The following is a 16,012-nucleotide window of genomic DNA, read 5'->3' on the forward strand; positions in this document are numbered from 1 at the left end:
CATTACATTTGCAGTAGAATACGAACTTGCAGACGTAACACTTACAATTGACCTTACAAACTTCAACGCTACCACAAAGGAAGGCGCTAAGTTTAGAATTGATATCGTTGACGCAACTCCAAAGGCAGACATCTATGGTGACGTTAACGGTGACGGCGTAATCACTATCGAAGACGCTTCATTGATTCAGAAAGCAGGTCTTGGCATTATCACTCTTGATGAAGCTCAGACAGCTCTTGCTGACGTAAACGGCGACGGAAGAATTTCTATTCTTGACGTTACATTAATCCAGAAATATCTTGCAGGCGGCTACCAGAACACAGGTCTTGTTGGTCAGACTGTAAAATAATCAAAATTCTAACTTTTAAATTTATGAAGCTCCGCTTTTGCGGGGCTTCTTTTTTGCGTTGTTTAACAGTAATTTCTTTCTCCGCAGTTGTGAAACCCCGAAAAATGAATAATTAAATGGACAGGCGATGGCAATTAATGCTATCGCTTGTCTTTATATTTAGTTCATTTCCATTTTTCGGGTTACCACAACTATTGACATTGAACCTTTTTATATTTGGTTAGTAAATATATGCAAAATGGCTTTATATCAATAATTGAAATTGGTTTCTAAAAAATGGATGTTTGATTAGGCAAGCGGTGATAAAGGGCTACCGCTTGTTTTTGCAGTTGATATGATAAGATAGGTAATACACAATTGCGGAAACGCTTAAAAATGCCGGACTCATTGCGAATGGCTTTGGAAACCCCGAAAAAATACATTAATAAATTAGTCAGGCCTTTTAATTTGCCTTAACATATAGCAGACTTATATAATTTGGTTTTCAATTTTCAAATATAACCACAGTGCAGATGTCTCTTCGCTTTAAGGCAGTGAGTCCTGTTCAAAAGTTAGGTGAAAGTTAATTTCCCACCAAAATGCTGAGAGTGGGCCCCACTTTGCACCGCTCACAAGCTTGTTTTTTACAGGAAAATCGGAGACTTGATATGATTTAAATAATATTTAATGATTATTTAATAATTTGCAGTGTATTATTAATTTACAGGATTTGATTGAGTACAAATTATGTTAAAATAGTTTTGTGGGAGTTGATAGCTTGTATATTAATATTTTGAAAAAAGACCTTAAACGAAAAAAGACAATGAATGTTATTCTTCTGCTATTTGTGATTCTTGCGTCTATGTTTGTGTCAAGCAGCACTAATAATATTATCTCTGTTGCAACTGCATTTGACGACTATTTTGAAATGGCAGGAGTGCCGGACTTTTTTGCCGAAATATCAGATAACAGCTCAATTGACGATATTATCAATGATGTAGATGCAGTTTCTTCTTATAAAACAGAACCGTTGCTGTATTTTGCAGATGGAAGCAAGTTTACACATAACGGAGAAGAACTTGATATTAATATGCCTACCCTAACTTCATTTTCTGACAGATGTATCAATTTTTATGACAGCGATAATAATGAAATATCGGTTGTAGAGAAAGGCGAAACATACTTGCCCAAATATGTTATGGATAATAACAAACTCTCTTTGGGCGACACAATAACAATAGATACGGATGACAAAAAGCTTGATTTGAAAATTAAGGGATATTCAAAGGATGCCTTTCTCGGCTCAAGTGCCATTTCAATGTCAAGATTTATATTGAATGATAATGACTTTAACTATATTACAAAAGACAGAACAAATCTTTCAGGTTCGTTTTATTACATCAACACCGATGATACTTCTGAATTAAGCAACAAACTTTCAGATTGTGACCTGCCGATATTATTTATGGGTGATAGAGATACAATAAAGCTCACATACTTTATGGATGAGGTGATAGCCGCTTACATTTTGATTGTAAGTGTCGGCCTTATTTTAATAGCTTTTGCTGTTTTGCGATTTTCAATTAATTTTACTCTTGAAGAAGAGTACAGAGAAATCGGTGTTATGAAAGCAATCGGCATCAAGAACGGAAAAATCCGCGGACTTTATCTTGTTAAATTTTTCGTAATTTCCTGCGTCGGAGCATTTATTGGATTTTTCTTTGGTATTCCGTTTGGAAAAATGTTGCTGTCAAGTGCCTCGCAAAATATGATTATCGGTAATGACAGCAGGTATTATATAAATGTTTTATGTTCATTCCTGGTAGTAATCGTAGTAATGTTGTTTTGCTTTTGGTGCACACGAAAAATCAAAAAATTCACGCCTATTGACGCAGTGCGCAGCGGCACAACGGGTGAACGATTTAAAAAGAAAAGCAAGTTATCTTTGGCAAAGTCTCATTTTAAGCCAATACCGTTTATTGCGCTTAACGATATTTTAAGCAATTTAAAGCGGTATGTTGTAATGGCTTTGGTGTTTATTTTCGGCATCACAGTGATGATGATTCTTTCAAACACAGGCAACACTATTACAGATTCAAGCATTTTAAATTATATGGGTGTACTTTCGGGTGATGCATATATGTCATTTGACGATTACCCGGATTACTATACAGATGCGAACGAAAAGCTGTACAAACGTTGTATGGATGTTGAAAACAAGCTTGACGAACATAATATGAGCGCTACCTGTTATACGGAGATTGTGTATAAGTTAAGAGTGAGGCATAACGGCAACAGCTATTTATCTCAGACATACGTGGGCATAAATACCGATACCTCGGATTATGAATATATTGAGGGCACCGCACCGCAGAATAAGAATGAAATTGCATTAACTCCGCTTGTTTGCGAAAAAATCGGTGCCGATATCGGTGATACGGTTACAATTACGGACGGTGAAAACCAACTGAGCTTTGTTGTCACGGCAAAGTTCCAGACATTGACTAATCTTGGTGAAGGCGTGCGGCTTTACAATGACGTAAAACTCAATAACATTATTCCAAACGGATACTCCGGAATTTTAATCAGATTTAATGATAATCCAAGTGCCGGTGTGCTAAGCAGCAGAATTGATACGCTCAAAGAGCTTTACCCCAAGGCAACGGTTTATGATTCTTTCGGCTATATGAAGTCTATGATAGGCGATATAGCAGAACCTATAAATAACCTAAAATATCTCATAGCCCCGATATGCCTAATGATTTGTATGCTTGTTATTGTGCTTATGGAACGTTCGTTCATTTCAAAAGAAAAGGGTGAAATAGCAATGCTTAAATCTATCGGTTTCAGAAATTCAAGCATTGTTTTAATTCATACTCTTAGAATAGCCTACATTATGATTGTTTCAATAATCATCGGTGCGGCAATTTCCTTGCCGATAACAAATCTGGCAGCAGGCCCCTGCTTTAAGATGATGGGAATGCAAAATGTAAATTTTATTGTTAACATACCCGAAGTCTTCATTTTGTATCCTGCCGCAATGTTTATATGCACGATTACAGCGGCAGTGCTTACGGCACTTTGCACTCGAAAAATCAGTACATCAGAAATTGCAAATATTGAATAAGGAGTATCGCTATGTCAAATATTCTTGAGGTTAAAGACCTTTGTAAAACATATATCATAAACAAACGTCAGAATAATGTGTTGAAAAATGTGAGCTTCAGTATATCCGAGGGCGAGATGGTTGCAATTATGGGACCGTCGGGCTCGGGCAAGTCAACCTTGCTGTATAACGTATCCGGAATGGATAGTTTTACGGCGGGCAGTGTTAGATTTTGCGGAAACGAGCTTTCAGGCTTTACAGAAAGCGAGCTTTCAGACCTAAGGCTTGATAAAATGGGATTCATTTTTCAGCAAATGTATATGCTTAAAAATCTTACTATTTTTGATAATATTCTCCTCCCGTCGCTTCAGTCAAAGTCAAATACAAAGTCACGCAAAGAAAAGGTTGAGTATGCCCAAAGCCTTATGCGAAGACTTGGTATAATTGACATTGCTGATAATGATATCAATGAGGTATCCGGCGGACAGCTTCAGCGCGCCTGTATTTGTCGCAGCATGATAAACAGTCCTAAGATGATTTTTGCCGATGAGCCAACAGGCGCGCTGAACCGTACAACATCCGACGAAGTTATGGATGAGCTTGCAAAGCTTAACGCTGACGGAACAACGATTATGCTTGTGACGCATGATGTAAAGGTTGCGGCAAAGTGCAGCAGAGTGATGTTTTTGGTTGACGGCAATATAAGCGGAGAGTATAATTTAGAAAAGTGGAACGCCGATTCACAGCTGCGTGACCGTGAGCGCACTCTCAGCAATTGGCTTATGGAAATGGGTTGGTAATATGACCGATATACTTATTGTTGAAGATAACAGAGAAATTTCGGAATTGCTTTGTGATTTTTTAAGAGCTGAAAACTATGTTGTTTCCGTTGCCGAAAACGGAGAAAAAGCCTTGACGCTGTATGAAAAATACGGTGCAAGGCTTGTTGTGCTTGATATTATGTTGCCGGGAATTGACGGGTTTGAGGTTTGCCGCAAAATCAGAGAAAATGATAATACCCCGATTATAATCGTGAGTGCCAAAGTAGGCAAAGAAGACAAACTTAACGGTCTTATTCTCGGTGCGGATGATTATATTGAAAAACCGTATGATATAGATATTTTGCTTGCAAAGATAAAAGGAATTTTTAAACGCAGATATCAAAGCGATACTGTTATTTTGGGTGACATCAAAATTAATCGTGCATCACGTATTGTATATAAAAATGAAGCTCCTTTACAGATGACATCAAAGGAATTTGACCTGCTTTTATATCTTGTGGAAAACAGAGGTCAAACACTTTCAAAAGAATTGCTTTTCAATAAAATTTGGGGGTTTGACAGCTTTTCGGAACAGCAGACGCTGACTGTTCACATAAAGCGGCTGCGTGAAAAGATTGAAAATGACCCCAAATATCCCAGACATATAACAACAGTTTGGGGAAAAGGTTATCGCTTTGAGGAGTAAGATATGAAAAAGTTCAAAGTGCTTACATTATCTGTTTGTGTGCTTTTATTCTTTGTAATTATCATTGTGAATTTTTTTCTTCTGAACAGTCGAGAAAAACCGAACGGCGAGTATAGAGTTGAAATAGAACGTGCGGTTACTTCAATTGAGAATAACAAAGACCTTTGTATTGATGATTATAAATACATAAAGAATATTGCGGTTTCAAAACTTCCGGATGAGTCGTTTTTTCGGTCTGATAACGAGTATGCCGTAAGAAAAATAAACGATTTGTATTACAGGTTTGATTATGAAATTATATCAGGTGTAAACAATGCCACAATCATTGTCGTGAACATTGTTATAATTGCCTTTGCGGTTTTTGTAGTGGGTATTCTAATCTATATTGAACGTAATGTTATAAGCCCTTTTAACAGAATTTCGGATATTCCCTATGAATTGTCAAAAGGCAATTTGATTATGCCGCTGAAAGAAAACAAAAGCCGTTATTTCGGCAAATTTATTTGGGGGCTTGAGCTGCTTAGGGATAAACTTGAGCAGCAGAAAGAAGAGGAACTGAAACTTCAAAAAGAGCGCAAAACACTTGTGCTTTCGCTTTCTCACGATATAAAAACGCCCCTTTCTGCAATCAAACTTTCGTCCAAAGCTCTTGTTAAAGGGCTTTATCCTGAAATTGAAAAACAGAAAAAGGTTGCAGAAAATATAAATTCAAACGCCGATAAAATTGAAAGTTATGTTTGTGAAATTATTAAAAATTCAAAAGATGACTTTTTGAATTTTGATGTGAACAACTCTGAGTTTTATTTAAGTGAATGTATAAACAGAATTGAAAATTATTACAAAGATAAACTGAGTATAAATAAAACCGAATTTATAATATCCGATTACACTGACTGCATAATGTACGGTGACGTTGAGCGCAGTATTGAGGTTATTCAGAATATAATAGAAAATGCCATAAAATACGGTGACGGCAGTTTTATAAAAATTGACTTTTGCACAGAGGAAAATTGCAGACTTATTAAGATTTCAAACAGCGGAAGCACACTTCCGGAGGGGGAGATGCCGCATGTTTTTGAGAGCTTTTGGCGTGGTTCTAATTCGGATAACGTAAACGGAAGCGGACTCGGGCTTTATATTTGCCGACAGCTTATGATTTTGATGAACGGTGAAGTCTATGCCGAGCAAAAAGGAAATGTTTTTTCGGTAATTCTTGTGTTTCGTATGGCTTAACAAATTAAAAACAACGCAGCACAAAATCAATGCTGCGTTGTTGTAGTTTATGTATTAATTTTAATAAAAAATATTCAAACTTGCTTGCAAAGGAGTGTAACTTCTCTGCGCTATGGTTATAAATCCCAACTCGGAATATACTTTGTATCCGCCGATGACAAATCCTGAGTAAATCCGTCCATACCGCTTAAAAATAGTTCCCGCTTGACTTTGTCGTATTCACGTTCGGTCAGTTTGCGGTTTAATCTTGGGTAATCCTCCGCCTTTCCCGCAGGAACATACTGACACATAAGGCTTACCAAAATATCCTTGTCAAAGTGTTCCTTTAAAATGTTAATAACACCGATACTGTTCTTGGTGTGAGAGGGCAGAATAAGGTTCCTGACAATAACGCCTTTGGTCATCATATCATCTTTGTCAAACTGAGGTTTGCCAACCTGAAACAGCATTTCCTTTATTGCGGCAGTTGCGGTTTCAACATAATTTGGAGCGGACGAAAGCTTAACGGCAAGTTCGTTATAACTGTATTTGAAGTCCGGAAGATAAATGTCAATCAGACCATCAAGCATACTCAGTGTTTTTGGCGAAGTGTAGCCGCTGCAATTGTACACTATCGGGATATTTGGTTTGTAAATCTTGAAGCTTTCTACAACCGCAGGAACAAAGTGGTCTGCTGTAATAAGATTGATGTTGTGAACACCGCTTTTTTCAAGCATCTTATAACATTCGGCAAGCTGAGCCGGCGTTACCGTTATACCTTTGTTCTCGGCAGAAATCTCATAGTTTTGACAATAGACGCACCTCATTGTACAGCCCGAAAAAAACACCGCACCGCTTCCGTTTTTGCCGCTTATACACGGTTCTTCACCAAAATGCGGCGCAACTCTTGCCACTACGGGAAGGGTTCCCATTTGGCAAAATCCGTTTCCTGCGTGCTCAGTCCTTTGGGCGTTGCACTTTCTTGGACACAAGTTACAAATCATAATCATCACCGATATGATTATAGCACAAAATATTAAGTTTTTAAAGCCCTCATTAAAGACCGTATGACAGATTTTAATTAACCTTAAAATCGGTTAAATAGTCCTCTATTACATAGATAAAGTGACATGGCTCAACTTCAAGTTCGTTGCAAAATTCAGCAAGTCCCTTTATGTCGGAATAATTGTCGGTTATTCCGGTAATTGAGTCAACCGCATAATTGTCAATTATTAAGTCGATGCCATATTCTTTATGAGTGCCGCTTGTTGTGATATTAATTCTGTATTCTACCATTATTCCTCACACAGCGTGATAAATTTACTCACAAATCATATCAAACACTTATTGTGTAGTCAATAATTTTGTACATTTTTTTGAAAATTATTTTTATTTTAGTAAATAACCATAAGTTTATAGGCAAAAATTGGATAAATTTATTTAAATCGACAATATTATATATAATATTCGAACAAAGATTGTTAATTATTTAATTTGTTGTTTTTGTTGACTTTGGTTAATATATACGATAAAATCTTAATATATATTATTACTTGCGGATAATATTATGCTAAATTTTAAAGCTTATTTCATATATTTTTAGAGTTGATGCATCCTGCTTTTACGTTGAAAAGCAAAATAAATATGCATGAACTAATTTTTAATTTCGTGTCTGTTAAAAATAGGGATTGTTAAACAGGAGACAAGATTATGATTTATGTTGAAAATCTCAGAAAGGAATTTAAAAAGACTATTAAGGAACCGGGCTTACTCGGAAGCTTTAAATCGCTTTTTCATCCAAAGAGCGAAAAAATTGTGGCGGTTGACGATATCAGTTTTGAAGTTCCCGAGGGTGAAATTCTCGGTTTTATAGGTCCTAACGGCGCAGGAAAGAGCACGGTTATAAAAATGCTTACGGGAATCCTTACGCCTACATCGGGCAAGTGTACAATCAACGGCAAAAACCCGACCGTTGACCGCAAAAGCTATGTTAAAGAAATCGGAGTTGTTTTTGGTCAAAGGACTCAGCTTTGGTGGGACTTGCCGCTCAGAGAGACTTACGGCGTGTTAAAAGAAATTTATGAAGTGCCCGAGGACCGCTACCACAAGCGAATGGCTTTTTTAAACGAAGTGCTTGACCTTGAAAGCTTCATTACAAGCCCTGTTCGTACCTTGTCGCTCGGCCAGAGAATGAGGGCAGACATTGCGGCTTCTCTTTTGCACAGCCCTAAAGTTTTGTTCCTTGACGAACCCACAATCGGACTTGACGTTGTTGTAAAAGATAATATAAGAAACGCAATCGACTACATAAACAAGACAGAAAAAACCACGGTTATTCTTACAACCCACGACCTTGCCGACATTGAAACGCTTTCAAAAAGAATTGTAATGATTGACAAAGGACAGAATGTGTTTGACGGTACTATTTCTGAGCTTAAGAGCAAATACGGCCAGATTCGTGAGCTTCATTTTGATACTGACACCGCAAATGTTGAGCAGGCGCTTGCTTATGCAGAACATTTTGGAATCAGCGATGATGTTGTAACGACAGAGACCGACGGAAAGTCCGTAAAGGTGCGTTTTAACAGCTCGGTTGTGCCGGTATCCGATATGCTTTCTTATACGCTTGGAAAGATAAATGTGAATGATATAAGTGTTAAGGACGCCGACATTGAAGAAATCATTCGCAGGCTTTATAAGCAGGGGGTACAGGATGAAGAGAAAGCTTAAAATCTATACGCCCTTTATTAACGCCGGAATACAGGAAACAGCTACATATCGTGTAAACTGGATATTTTATATGCTCGGCAATGTGCTTGCGTGTTTTGTTTCGTACTTTATATGGAAAGCGGTGTACACTTCAAGCGGTGAAAGCTCAATGAACGGCTTTACAATGCCGCAGATGGTTGTTTACATCTTTCTTATGTATTTAACAAGCACTATGGTTTCAAGCGATTCCGCTTATTTAATCGGTGAAGAAATACGAGACGGCTCAATAGCGATGAGATTGGTTAAACCTGTAAGCTTTAACGGCACCTTTTTGTTTCAGGAAATCGGCAATAAGCTGATGACAATTTGTGTCCTTATTATACCGCTTGTTGTCGGTGTTGAAATTGTCAGAGTAGTGTTTACAGGCTCCGTACAATTTAATTTTATAAGCTTTTTGCTTTATTTAATAAGCTGTACTTTTGCTTATCTTATAAACTTTTTCTTTAATATTTGCTTTGGCTTTATTGCTTTTATAATTAAATATCTTTGGGGAGTTAATTTGATGAAAAATTGCATTGTCGGTTTTTTGTCGGGAGCAATAATACCGCTTGCGTTTTTGCCGAAGCCGCTTGAACAGGTGTTCCTGTTTTTGCCCTTTTCTTCGCTCAACTATACCCCTGTAATGATATATATGGGTATGTACAGCGGAACTACACTTTTGTATTATATTTGCCTGCAAATATTTTGGGTTGTGGCGTTCTGGGGAATGTCAAAGCTTTTCTGGCGCATATGCGTTAAGCATCTTTCGGTACAGGGGGGATGAGTATGAAACAGATTAAAAGAATGTTAAGAATTCACAGAATTTTTATTGCCCAGGAACTGAAACGAATGATGGAGTACAAGGGCGATTTCATTGTCGGAATTATCGGTTTCCTTATGGTGCAATGTTCAAACCTGCTGTTTTTATGGATTATTTTCAGTCAAATACCTGACCTTATGGGCTGGACTGTAAATGAAATAATCTTCATTTACGGCTTTTCGCTGATACCAAAGGGCATAGACCACCTTTTGTTTGACAATCTTTGGTCTATCGGTCACTTTACCGTTCGTAAGGGTGATTTTGACAAATATCTGACACGTCCGATTAACACGTTGTTTCACGTTATGGTTGAAAAAGTTCAAATTGACGCTTTGGGCGAGCTGCTTATGGGCATTGCGCTTGTTTGCGTTACCCTGCCAAGTCTTTCAATTGAGTGGACAGCCATGAAAATAATACTCGGAATTGCCGTTATTCCTTTTGCAACTTTGATTTACACGGGAATAAAAATTGCAACATCGGCAATTGCCTTTTGGACAAAGCGAAGCGGAAATATAATCTATATGTTTTATATGGTAAATGATTTTGCCAAATATCCCGCAACTATTTACAATAATGCGGTAAAATGGATTATCACCTATGTTATCCCGTTTGCTTTCACTTCCTACTATCCCGCAAAGTATATTTTGACAGGAGACAATCCTCTTTATAATATAGGGCTGTCCGTTGTTATTTCAATTGTTCTTATGGTTATCGGAATTATAATTTGGAACAAGGGAATAGGAGCCTACGAGAGTGCGGGAAGCTGATTAATACATAAACAGCATTTATTTTCAATACAAAAACGCATATACAATTTGTACAAAAAACGTCTGCAAAGTTTGGCTTGCAGACGTTTTTATATTTCTAAATCAGAAATATATAATTTTTCCTGTTTGCTAAAATATACTTGGAGATGTATATTTACTGCTATGTTGAAAAGCGGAGGTAAACAGTTTTTCAGAGCTTGGATTTTGGTTATAGTATTTGTTAACGAAAATCAAACGGCTCGGATTAACTGTTAATCAAAGTGATTTGGCACAGCGGTTTATTAAAACAGGGAGTGATTACAATGAAATTCAAAAAGTCGATTTCGTTATTGCTTTCCGCTGTAATGTTGATGGGGTCAGCTTCGTTTGCCGCAAGTGCGGCAAGCACCGACGAAGAATCCGTTTCGGGTTCTTACTACAACTCAAGCTACCTTGAAAACTATGCAAACAAAGCATATAACGAATCAAACCTCGGAAGCACATACAGTGCTGCTTCCACAACATGGAAAACATGGTCACCTGACGCAAGTTCTGTTAAGGTTAAACTTTACAGAACCGGTTCAGACAGTGAATCCGGTGCGGGAGTAATCGGCGAGTATGCCTTGACCAAAAACAGCACTACCGGCGTTTGGTCAACTACACTTACCGGTGACTATAAAAACGTTTACTATACATATTTGGTTACGGTAAACAGTAAAACCAACGAGACACAGGACGTTTATTCAAAGGCTGTCGGCGTAAACGGCAACCGTTCAATGGTAGTTGACCTTGATTCAACCGACCCTGACGGTTGGAACAGTGACAGCCACGTTTTGTTTAATAACGCAGCAGAGGCTGTTGTTTGGGAAGTACACGTTCGTGACTTTTCGGCGTCAAGCACTTCAGGTGTAAGCGAAGAAAATCAGGGCAAATACCTTGCATTTGCAGAGGGCGGCACAAAGCTTAACTCAGATACAAGCTCAAGTGCCGTTTCAACAGGAATTGATTATCTTGTTGAGCAGGGCATCAACTGCGTTCAGCTTATGCCTGTTTATGATTTCCAGTCGGTTGACGAGGCTGCAGGCGGTTCGTCATCAAACCGTAACTGGGGTTATGACCCACAGAACTACAATGCGCCCGAGGGCTCATATTCTTCAAATCCGTATGACGGAAACACAAGAATTACCGAGTTTAAGCAAATGATTCAGGCTTTGCACGACAGAGGAATTTCGGTTGTAATGGACGTTGTTTACAACCATACATATGCTACCGAAGGTTCTTGCTTCTCAAAGACTGTTCCGGGTTATTATTACAGAATGACATCATCATCTACGTACTCAAACGGTTCGGGCTGCGGCAATGAAACAGCGTCCGATAAGCTTATGTACAGAAAGTATATGATTGATTCCATAAAATACTGGGCAGATGAATATCACATTGACGGTTTCCGTTTTGACCTTATGGGAATTCACGACGTAACTACAATGAACGATATCCGTTCTGCACTTGACGGACTTTATTCCGACGGTTCAGGTAAGAAGATTTTGATGTACGGCGAACCTTGGACAGGCGGCACAACCGCTATCTCCGACGGCTGCTCACAGTCAAGAGCTTCTTCACTTGATTCAAGAGTCGGTATGTTCTGCGATTCATACCGTGACGCAATCAAGGGCGGCACAGATGACGCAACCACAGGATTTATTCAGGGCAATACCGATAAAACTTACAATGTTGTTCAAGGTGTTCAGGGCAAGGGCTTCGGTGCAAAAGCTCCGTCTCAGACAATTGCTTATGCGGACGCTCACGATAACCTGATTTTGTGGGATAAGATTCTTAAGAGTAACTACTCTTCTGAATATTCTTCAACAAGCGAGTCATTTAAGGGACAGATGAAAGAGGCAATGACATTGCTGATGACTTCACAGGGCATACCGTTTATGACCGCAGGTTCCGAGTTCTGCCGCACAAAGCAGGGCGACCACAACAGTTATAAATCCAGTGACGCAATCAACGCAATCGATTGGACGAGAGTAAAGAAATATTCTGATATAGTTGCATATTACAAGGGACTTCTTGCAATTAGAGAAAATTATACTCCAATGCACAGCGGTTCTTTCAATACTCCGTCATTCCAGTCTAATTACGGTTATGTTGTGGCTTATACATATTCTAACAACAAATCCGATGAGTGGGGCAATGTTTGCGTTCTTGTAAACGGCGGTTCACAGGCATATTCAATTACACTGAACGGCAGCGGCTGGACAGTTGTTGCAAACCAAAATTCTGCAGGTCTTAAGAGCCTTGGAACAGTATCGGGCAATTCTTACAGCATTCCTGCAAAGAGCGCGGCTGTACTTGTTCAGAGCTCAACTTTCTCAAGACTTAACGTAAAGACAGATAACTTCGGTACATTGACAGTTAAACACGTTGACGAAAACGGCAATGTGCTCAAGACTTCAACAGCAAAATACAGAGACGGTTCAACATATCGTTCTCTTCCTGACAGCACAATTCTGTTTGACCACGAGCTTATCGGTACAGATGGCGCAACCTCAGGAAAGGTTGTAGGTGGCAACAACTATACCGTAACTTATAAATATAAGTCAGACGGAATCCAGTCGGGACATCTTAAGGTAAACTATGTTGACAGCAACGGCAAGAGCCTTAAGGACCAGGATTCACAGCGCCTTAAGGCAGGCGAATCATATGATGTTGCAGCTCCTGCAATTCAGGGCTATCAGCTCGATACCGACAAGTATCCTGCAATGACAAAGGGAACTTTCTCGGGCAGCGACACAACAATCACATTCACTTACAAAGCTCTTGATTCCGCAAGCACAAAGGTTCACTATTACAATTCAAACAATTGGAGTTCAATCAGATGCTATGCATATACTGATGACGGAAAACAGCCTTGCGGTACATGGTATAATGCAACGATTATGACAAGCGAGGGCAATAACTGGTATGTTTGCAATGTGCCTGCTTCCTGCGCTTATGTAATGTTCCATCCAACCTCAGGTTCTGCTCAGGATCCGGGACAGGGAGAGTCAGGATACCTTGTATCAGGAGAAGGCTGGATTCAGAATAAGACCGCTTCATTTAACACTAAGATTGTTACAAGCCATATAGACATTAAGACAGGTAAGAAAATTGCAACTGATGTTGTAGATAACAAGTCAAAAGTAACTGCTTCAGACAGCTACACAACTTCTGCGGTTTCAGGCAGAACAGATGAAATTACACCTGCAAACGCAACAGGCAACTGCAGTGCAGGCGTTATAAATGTTATTTATCTTTATAACGGCGGTTCACAGCCTGATACACAGCCGACAACTTCGTTTCAGCCGACAACCGCAACCCAGCCTACAACTGCAACACCGACAACGGAGCCTACAACAGTTCCTCCGACAACCGCACCGCCGAAATATTACTACGGTGATGTTAACCTTGACGATAAAATTGATATTACCGATTCAACCGCAATTCAGATGTACCTGGATTCATCCATATCACTCAATGAATTGCAGATGGCTCTTGCAAATGTTGGCGGCGAGGGAGTAAATATCAAGAGTGCTACATACATTCAGAAATACATTGCAAGTTACGGTGACGCAGGCAAGACCGGTGAACCGTACTACGGTCAGGAGACTACTACTGTTGTTCCGACAGTTCCGGAACCGACAGAAACTACTCAGCCTACCACATCCGTAACACCATCGGATAAAATTACCGTATATTATGAAAACAGCGGTAATTGGTCATCCGTAAAAGCGTATTACTGGAGCGATTCTGATACAAAGATGACAACATGGCCGGGTGAGTCAATGACAAACGTGAGCGGCAATGTTTATAAGATTGAGATTCCAAGCAATGCAACAAACATAATTTTCACAGACGGAGTTAGTCAGACAGATGATATTGCATTGCAGGGCGGAAACAAGATTTACAAGAACGGAAGCTGGAGCAATTATTCGGAGGCCCCAAATCCTACAACTCCTCCCGTTGACCCAACTGACCCTGCATCTACCGACAAGTACACAATAACCTTTACAAACAATATGAATTGGAGTGCAGTAAACTGCTATTATTGGAGTACATCGGATAAAAGTATGGTAGCTTGGCCGGGTAATGCAATGACATATTCAACAACCAATGATTACGGTCAGAAAATTTACACAATCGAAATACCAAGTACGGCAGACCATATTATTTTCAATAACGGCGGTCAAAGCCAGACAGTTGATATTTCCGTAACAGGCAGTGCAAAGTATTATATTTCAGGCGGTTCGGGAAATGAATATACTGTTGCAACTTGGCAGTAATCTGATTTATGATATTTTGATACCGTAAATATCATCTTATTTATTATTTAGATTTCTTTAAATAATAATATGAAAGCGTGCTCAGCAATAGTTGGGCACGCTTTTAGCATATCTTTGATAAATATTAAGAGCTATACCGAGTCAATCAGTATAGCTCTTTTGCAACTCGTATAAAATTTTTAATATTATATTATTGTTCCGCCGCCAACAACGTAATCACCGTCATACAGCACAACAGCCTGTCCTTTTGATATTGCTCTTTGCGGTTTGTCAAAGACAATGTGAAGTGTGTTGTCGTCAATCTGTTCAACGATAGCGTCCTGCTCCGGTTGGTTATAACGAACACGGGCTTTTATATGCAGAGGTGATGTGATTTTGTCAACCGAAATAAGATTAATGTCGGTTGCATATAATTCCTTTGAAAACAGTCGGTCGTTGGTGCAGAGAATAACCTTGTTTTCGTCAAGATTTTTTTCTTTTACATACATAGGACAGGGAAGAGCTAAGCCAAGACCCTTGCGCTGACCTATTGTGTATCTTATAATCCCCTTGTGCTCTCCGAGTACCTTGCCGTTTTCATCAACAAAATCTCCGTCGGGATAGGTTTTGCCCGTGTATTGTTCAATAAACTTGGCATAGTCGCCGTCGGGAACAAAGCATATGTCCTGACTGTCGTGCTTGTGCGCATTAATAAGCCCAAGCTCATCTGCAAGTTTTCGCACATTTTCTTTTGTCATTCCGCCAAGCGGAAACATTGTTTTTGCAAGCTGCTTTTGAGTTAAGGAATACAGTACATAGCTTTGGTCTTTGGTGTTGTCAATTGATTTTTTTAACAGATATCTTTTTGAGCCTTCGTCATATTCAATTATTGAGTAATGACCGGTAACCACATAATCAAAGTCAAGTTCCTCTGCTCTTCGAAGCAATTTTTCAAATTTTATGAAGCGATTGCAGTCAATACAGGGATTTGGAGTAGCCCCGTTTTCATAGGCATTTATAAACCTTTTAATCACGGTGTCTTTAAAACTGTCCTTGAAATTATAAACATAGTAAGGAATACCGATTTTATAACACACGCTGCGGGCGTCGTCAATATCATCAAGAGAGCAACAGGTTTTTTCGCGTTTTTCTCCGATGTCTTCGTTATCAAACAGCTTAAGCGTTATTCCGGTTGCCTCAAACCCGTTTTTTTGTGTAAGATATGCCGCAACAGAGCTGTCAACTCCGCCGCTCATAGCTACAAGTGCTTTTTTTGGCATT

At 39.1% G+C, this 16,012-nt stretch carries 12 protein-coding genes; 9 read left to right on the forward strand and 3 right to left on the reverse strand.

What is annotated here, in order from left to right; genetic code table 11:
* The 5 genes from BLP46_RS04545 to BLP46_RS04565 form a co-directional block, all read left to right on the forward strand.
* The coding region (locus BLP46_RS04545; protein ID WP_207645207.1) for a dockerin type I repeat-containing protein at nucleotides 1-349 on the forward strand (349 nt) is incomplete at its 5' end.
* 757 nt (nucleotides 350-1,106) lie between these two features.
* Nucleotides 1,107-3,455, forward strand: a complete 2,349-nt coding sequence (locus BLP46_RS04550) for an ABC transporter permease (RefSeq protein WP_092976313.1) — start codon at nucleotides 1,107-1,109, stop codon at nucleotides 3,453-3,455.
* An 11-nt stretch (nucleotides 3,456-3,466) separates the two neighbouring features.
* On the forward strand, nucleotides 3,467-4,234 hold the full coding sequence (locus BLP46_RS04555) for an ABC transporter ATP-binding protein (RefSeq protein ID WP_092976316.1): 768 nt from the start codon (nucleotides 3,467-3,469) through the stop codon (nucleotides 4,232-4,234).
* A 1-nt stretch (nucleotide 4,235) separates the two neighbouring features.
* Nucleotides 4,236-4,901 (forward strand): response regulator transcription factor, encoded by a 666-nt coding sequence (locus BLP46_RS04560; RefSeq protein WP_092976318.1) that lies wholly within the window; start codon nucleotides 4,236-4,238, stop codon nucleotides 4,899-4,901.
* Nucleotides 4,902-4,904: 3 nt separating this feature from the next.
* Nucleotides 4,905-6,134 (forward strand): HAMP domain-containing sensor histidine kinase, encoded by a 1,230-nt coding sequence (locus tag BLP46_RS04565; RefSeq protein ID WP_092976321.1) that lies wholly within the window; start codon nucleotides 4,905-4,907, stop codon nucleotides 6,132-6,134.
* Between the two features lie 116 nt (nucleotides 6,135-6,250).
* On the opposite strand, the gene BLP46_RS04570 is transcribed toward BLP46_RS04565, so the two are convergent.
* Both BLP46_RS04570 and BLP46_RS04575 read right to left on the reverse strand, forming a co-directional pair.
* A complete protein-coding gene (locus BLP46_RS04570; RefSeq protein WP_092976324.1) occupies nucleotides 6,251-7,117 on the reverse strand; it encodes a radical SAM protein in 867 nt (288 codons plus the stop codon).
* A gap of 73 nt (nucleotides 7,118-7,190) precedes the next feature.
* Entirely contained in the window at nucleotides 7,191-7,409 is a 219-nt protein-coding gene (locus tag BLP46_RS04575; RefSeq protein WP_092976327.1) for a DUF6514 family protein, read from the reverse strand.
* A gap of 414 nt (nucleotides 7,410-7,823) precedes the next feature.
* Between BLP46_RS04575 and BLP46_RS04580 the strand changes: the two genes are divergently transcribed.
* From BLP46_RS04580 to pulA, 4 genes are all read left to right on the forward strand, one after another.
* Nucleotides 7,824-8,843, forward strand: coding sequence for an ABC transporter ATP-binding protein (locus BLP46_RS04580; RefSeq protein WP_092976330.1), 1,020 nt, complete (start codon nucleotides 7,824-7,826; stop codon nucleotides 8,841-8,843).
* Nucleotides 8,827-9,645 (forward strand): ABC transporter permease, encoded by an 819-nt coding sequence (locus tag BLP46_RS04585; protein WP_092976334.1) that lies wholly within the window; start codon nucleotides 8,827-8,829, stop codon nucleotides 9,643-9,645. Before BLP46_RS04580 ends, BLP46_RS04585 begins: the two co-directional genes overlap by 17 nt.
* Nucleotides 9,646-9,647: 2 nt before the next feature.
* Complete coding sequence (locus tag BLP46_RS04590) at nucleotides 9,648-10,448, forward strand: ABC transporter permease (protein WP_207645208.1); 801 nt, start codon at nucleotides 9,648-9,650, stop codon at nucleotides 10,446-10,448.
* 302 nt (nucleotides 10,449-10,750) lie between these two features.
* The gene (gene pulA, locus BLP46_RS04595) at nucleotides 10,751-14,752 is read left to right on the forward strand and encodes a type I pullulanase (protein ID WP_092976337.1); all 4,002 of its coding nucleotides are present in this window, start codon (nucleotides 10,751-10,753) and stop codon (nucleotides 14,750-14,752) included.
* Nucleotides 14,753-14,937: 185 nt separating this feature from the next.
* On the opposite strand, the gene mnmA is transcribed toward pulA, so the two are convergent.
* Entirely contained in the window at nucleotides 14,938-16,011 is a 1,074-nt protein-coding gene (mnmA, locus tag BLP46_RS04600) for a tRNA 2-thiouridine(34) synthase MnmA (RefSeq protein WP_092976341.1), read from the reverse strand.
* Between the last annotated feature and the right edge of the window lies 1 nt (nucleotide 16,012).

Origin of the sequence: Ruminococcus sp. YE282 (assembly GCA_900101355.1) — a bacterium.
Taxonomy (GTDB): Bacteria; Bacillota; Clostridia; order Oscillospirales; family Acutalibacteraceae; genus Ruminococcoides; species Ruminococcoides bromii_A.

Bases quoted from the DNA above. Each gene is read 5' to 3' on its own strand.
- BLP46_RS04555 (WP_092976316.1), top strand. From the start codon at position 3,467: ATGTCAAATATTCTTGAGGTTAAAGACCTTTGTAAAACATATATCATA.
- BLP46_RS04560 (WP_092976318.1), top strand. From the start codon at position 4,236: ATGACCGATATACTTATTGTTGAAGATAACAGAGAAATTTCGGAATTG.
- BLP46_RS04565 (WP_092976321.1), top strand. From the start codon at position 4,905: ATGAAAAAGTTCAAAGTGCTTACATTATCTGTTTGTGTGCTTTTATTC.
- BLP46_RS04570 (WP_092976324.1), bottom strand. From the start codon at position 7,117: ATGATTTGTAACTTGTGTCCAAGAAAGTGCAACGCCCAAAGGACTGAG.
- BLP46_RS04575 (WP_092976327.1), bottom strand. From the start codon at position 7,409: ATGGTAGAATACAGAATTAATATCACAACAAGCGGCACTCATAAAGAA.
- BLP46_RS04580 (WP_092976330.1), top strand. From the start codon at position 7,824: ATGATTTATGTTGAAAATCTCAGAAAGGAATTTAAAAAGACTATTAAG.
- BLP46_RS04585 (WP_092976334.1), top strand. From the start codon at position 8,827: ATGAAGAGAAAGCTTAAAATCTATACGCCCTTTATTAACGCCGGAATA.
- BLP46_RS04590 (WP_207645208.1), top strand. From the start codon at position 9,648: ATGAAACAGATTAAAAGAATGTTAAGAATTCACAGAATTTTTATTGCC.
- pulA (WP_092976337.1), top strand. From the start codon at position 10,751: ATGAAATTCAAAAAGTCGATTTCGTTATTGCTTTCCGCTGTAATGTTG.
- mnmA (WP_092976341.1), bottom strand. From the start codon at position 16,011: ATGCCAAAAAAAGCACTTGTAGCTATGAGCGGCGGAGTTGACAGCTCT.